5 protein-coding genes are annotated in these 4,561 nt (G+C 40.8%); 2 read left to right on the forward strand and 3 right to left on the reverse strand.

Going from position 1 to position 4,561, the window contains the following annotated elements; translation table 11 throughout:
- Together curA and BCG07_RS06575 are read right to left on the reverse strand one after the other, a co-directional pair.
- Positions 1-857: NADPH-dependent curcumin/dihydrocurcumin reductase (curA, locus tag BCG07_RS06570; protein WP_286889386.1), on the reverse strand; the 857-nt coding region annotated here is incomplete at its 3' end.
- Between the two features lie 180 nt (positions 858-1,037).
- Positions 1,038-1,526, reverse strand: coding sequence for a GNAT family N-acetyltransferase (locus BCG07_RS06575; protein WP_286889388.1), 489 nt, complete (start codon positions 1,524-1,526; stop codon positions 1,038-1,040).
- Positions 1,527-1,673: 147 nt separating this feature from the next.
- Here BCG07_RS06575 and BCG07_RS06580 point away from each other — a divergent pair, with 147 nt between their 5' ends.
- Entirely contained in the window at positions 1,674-2,879 is a 1,206-nt protein-coding gene (locus tag BCG07_RS06580; protein ID WP_286889389.1) for an anhydro-N-acetylmuramic acid kinase, read from the forward strand.
- Between the two features lie 20 nt (positions 2,880-2,899).
- Here the strand turns inward: BCG07_RS06580 and BCG07_RS06585 are convergent, their stop codons facing one another.
- Positions 2,900-3,385 (reverse strand): hypothetical protein, encoded by a 486-nt coding sequence (locus tag BCG07_RS06585; RefSeq protein ID WP_286889391.1) that lies wholly within the window; start codon positions 3,383-3,385, stop codon positions 2,900-2,902.
- 522 nt (positions 3,386-3,907) lie between these two features.
- Between BCG07_RS06585 and BCG07_RS06590 the strand changes: the two genes are divergently transcribed.
- Positions 3,908-4,237: a hypothetical protein gene (locus BCG07_RS06590; RefSeq protein ID WP_286889393.1), complete on the forward strand. Its 330-nt coding sequence runs from the start codon at positions 3,908-3,910 to the stop codon at positions 4,235-4,237.
- Positions 4,238-4,561 lie beyond the last annotated feature (324 nt).

Here is a 4,561-nt window from a genome sequence, read left to right on the forward strand (position 1 = left end):
CCGTAGTCGTCAAAAATTATAAAGCCTTGCATTTTAATACGTTTAGTAAGCAACTGCCCCATTAGCATACCCATACGATCAGGGCCTTCAGGTAAGCTTGTTGCGTTATACTGCGATACTAAACCACACAGCGGTACACGAGCTGCGGTATTAAGTAATGGTAATACGGCATCAAACACTTTACCGCCCACATTTTCGTAATAAACATCTATGCCTTTATCACAGGCTTTTTCTAGTTGCTCTGCAAAGTCATCGGCTTTGTGATCAATACAGGCATCAAACCCTAGTTTTTCAACTGCATGGGCACATTTTTCGCTGCCACCAGCAACGCCTACCACTTTACAGCCTTTGATTTTAGCTATTTGGCCAACGGTTGCGCCAACTGGCCCTGTTGCTGCGGCTACGACTACCGTTTCGCCTTCTTTAGGTGCGCCAATATCAAGTAAGCCCATGTAGGCTGTAAAGCCTGGCATACCCATAATGCCTAGCGCGTACGAAGGATTTGCAGGTTCTTTGCCTAATTGCATAAGGCCTTCGCCATTACTAATGGCGTAACTTTGCCAACCTGTATAGGCAAGTACCCACTCGCCTTCGCTAAATTTATCGTTTTTAGACTCTTCGACTTGGCACACGGTAGCGCCAACCATTACGTCACCCACGTTTACCGGATCGGCGTACGACTTTGCGTCGCTCATGCGGCCACGCATGTATGGGTCAAGTGATAAGTAAATAGTGCGCAGCAGCACCTCGCCATCTTTAAGGGCTGGTAAATCGACTGTTTTAAGCTCAAAGTTTTTATCGGTTGGAGCACCGTGTGGGCGTGATGCCAAAGTAAGTTGACGACTAGTTGCAGACATAAAATTCTCCTTTTGAATATGAACCCACTTAACGAATGTGTATGCGTTTAATAACCCGATTGGCATAAACAATAATGCGCGTTAAGTAGTAAATGTATGTACAAATTTGTACCTTATAACAGGAGTTTTGGGCGAGGGGCTGTTAATTCAACCTTAAGCGGAGTAATTATTCTAAACGGTTTATTTGAGCTTGCTAAAAATATGGCTATCGTAAAATGCGCCATTTTTATAAATGGCTTGTTTAAGAATAGCCTCGGCCTTAAAACCACATTTAGTCAGTGCCTTTATAGAACCAGTATTACCAGCAAATACAGCGCCAAAAATACGGTTTAGGTTTGAGGTTTTAAATGCGTCATCGCAAATTTGTGTAATAGCGTGAGTCATTACTCCTTGCCCCCAAAAGTAGCTATTAAGCCAATAGCCTATTTCGCCACTTCGGCTATACTCGAACTCTCCGGGCGTTATGCCTATACACCCCGCAAATTGCCCATCTACAACAATGGCCTTAACTATTCCACTTTTAGAGCCTTGGTTTATCCACCAATCGGCGTCGGCTTGAGTATACGGAAATGGAATTTTAGACGATAAAAACCGCGTCACCTGTTCATCGTTTAAGGTATTAATAATGTGTGAAGCGTCCTTTGGTTTAAAGTCTCTTAGGGTAATCATTGTTTTAATTAAGTATGTGCTGAATACGGTTTAACTTAGCAAGCAATTAGAGATTGCACAATCACGAAAATTAACTGCTTACGCCTATGACTTTGTTTTAAAGTACTCTAATATAAGCAAAATATAATACTGTTTAAGATACCTTTTATGCACCCACACATAGCTGCCCTATATAATAGTGCCCAAAAGCCAAGCCGTTTAATTATAGGTTTAATGAGTGGTACCTCTTTAGATGGGCTCGATGTAGCACTGTGTAAGGTAAGCGGCGGGGGCTTAAACACACATATTGAAATATTAAATTTTACCACCGTTGAATATAGCGACGATTATAAAAGCAAAATAAAGCAGGTATTTGCAAAGCGAGAGTGCGATTTAGAACTAGTAACCTTACTGCACCCTTGGGTAGGTAAGCTCCATGGCAATATGGTTAATCAGTGCTTACATACTTGGCAGGTAGATCCAGCAAGTATTGATGTAATAGCCAGTCATGGGCAAACAATTTACCACTGCCCACAGTCGCAGCATAATCATAAAAGCTTTACTAATGGCACATTACAAATTGGCGACAGCGACCAAATAGCCGTTACTACCGGCATTACAACCATTGGCGATTTTAGGCAAAAGCACATAGCCGCAGGAGGCGAAGGTGCCCCACTTGCGGTATATGGCGATTACTTGTTTTTTTCAAGCCTTGTTGAAAACCGTATTTTACTCAACATGGGTGGCATAGCTAACTTAACTTTTTTACCCAAAAGCGGTGATGCAAACAGTGTATTTAGCTCTGATATTGGCCCGGGTAATACAATAATGGATGCCTATGTACAAAAATATTTTGAGGGGATGCATTTTGACGACGGTGCAAAAATAGCAAAAGCAGGGAAAGTAAATATGCCTTTACTTCATGCATTACGCGCAGATGACTTTTTTAATTTAAGCATGCCCAAAACAACAGGGCCAGAAGTGTTTAATTTAGCGTATTTAAAAGCGGCTCAAGGACTCACCAATACGCTTGACTTAACTCACCACGATGTAATGGCAACACTCAATGCATTTAGTGCTAATGTAATAAGCGATGCAATAAAACAGTGTGCTAAAAACGAGCCTAATTGTGTAGTGTATGCCAGTGGTGGTGGAATACATAACCCACTATTAATGGAGCAGCTTTTAACACTTTGCCCAGAGGTTAAGGCGTTTAAAAACACACAGGTATTAGGAATAGATCCCGATGCTAAAGAAGCCGTGTTATTTGCTATTTTAGCCAACGAATGCCTAGCAGGTGAGCAGCAACACCTTAATAATACCGCGCAAGGTATTGCGGGAGTGACTATGGGAAAAATAAGTTTTCCCGACTAACCGCTATTGATAAAAGCGTTTTAAAACAATGATAAAAAGGTCGAGCCTACCCCAGCAAAATACCGGCGAAAACCGTGTGGTTTTGATTGCTCGATATTTACAAGTGGTGCGTTGTAGCCGCCCTCAAATGCGTTAATATTCATATCAAACTGAAGGCTATTTTTTAATGTAGCGTATTTACCGTGCAACATCAGCTGCATTACAAAACATTGGCTATGGGTAATTTTGTTTAAAGTAAGGTTAACGTAACCACGCTCTAAATCGGCTTGCGTAATAACGTTCTCAGTAAAATACTGAGCGCCACGGGCACTTGGATGTGTTGCGCTCAGCGAAATAACATCACCTTCATGTACAGCATCTGGCAAATCGCATTGCAATGTAATTGCATGAAGCGCATTAGCTTGTACCGAAAGGTTTTCGTATTCCATGGTGTGGCTCATAGCCGCAGACATCGGATCATCAAGTGATTGCAGTGCAAATGTTAGTTGCACTAAAGGTGTGGTCATTTACTTCGTCTTCTAGATTATAAAAAATACTGTTCGAGTTTAAATTATCGCCTACTTAGATTGCAGTTTTATGACAAATTGCACTTAATCGGATAATCGCTGCTTTTTGATCAAAAAAGATCGTTATAAGGTTTTCATTGAATTTAGGTGACGTTTGTTGTCAAAGTAGGTGTAACTTGCGATCCAGCCTAAGAGAGTATAAATAGTGCTTATAAATATTGTGGGGTAAGCATGTAGTCCGCAATGTAATTTAAATACGCAGAGCGAGTTTTCATTTTCAATCCATCGAATTTGTACTGTATGTATATGCAGTTGTGGCTCAGTCGCTCGCATAGTCAATAAAACGACCCCGTTGCTCGTTTTATACTATGAAGAAAAGCGATCACTGAAGGATTTTAATAACGCTGGCAATTAGTTGGCAAGTTTGTTACTAATAAACAAACAAGGAAAACGAGCTTCGCCGTGGTAGAAAAACGCGCGATTCGCTCGCTATAAACACGTTAGTGAGATAAGGGAGTGTCGATGAAAATTATAATATTATTGCTTCTTATAGCTCCTTTTTGTTACGCGACTGAACCAGTAAGCCTTAAAATATTTGTTGAAGGTTGCGACAAAGAAAGTAACAGTAAAGGTGTTGTTACTACTCACTGTGAGAGTTACTTATTTGGCTTTCTAGATTCAGCTAAATTATCTTTACTTGCAAATAACAATGATTGCATGTTGCCATATAACGCAAAAGATTTACTAAGCAAACTTAAACAAGCAATGGCAGCAAATCAGAGTCTAGGTACTCGCCATTATAATGCGGCTATTTGGGAAGTACTAAACGGTCAATGTAAAGTACCTCACTAACAAGCGCATTAAGACGGGACTGCTAACAGTTGGCTCAGTTTCGCTCCGCTACACATTATAGCCAACAATTATCAGCCCCTTATGCGGGCGTTGGTATGACTCCCATTGTCAAGTTAAACGCACTGATCCTTGCCTAACTTTTTAAGCCATAATTATTTTAGCTCGAATTAGAGCGAGTTAATACATAGGATGAAGCAAGTAATGTCGTCGGTTATCTTGCTGATATTCGTTGGTTATTACTATTTCTAGTAACAGAGCAGACCTTACTTATTTCGTCGTGGCACCTGTCTTCAGTCTATGTTCGTGGTTCAATGCAGCGTTAGC

Source organism: Pseudoalteromonas sp. ESRF-bin5, assembly GCF_002632075.1.
Lineage (GTDB): Bacteria > Pseudomonadota > Gammaproteobacteria > Enterobacterales > Alteromonadaceae > Pseudoalteromonas > Pseudoalteromonas marina.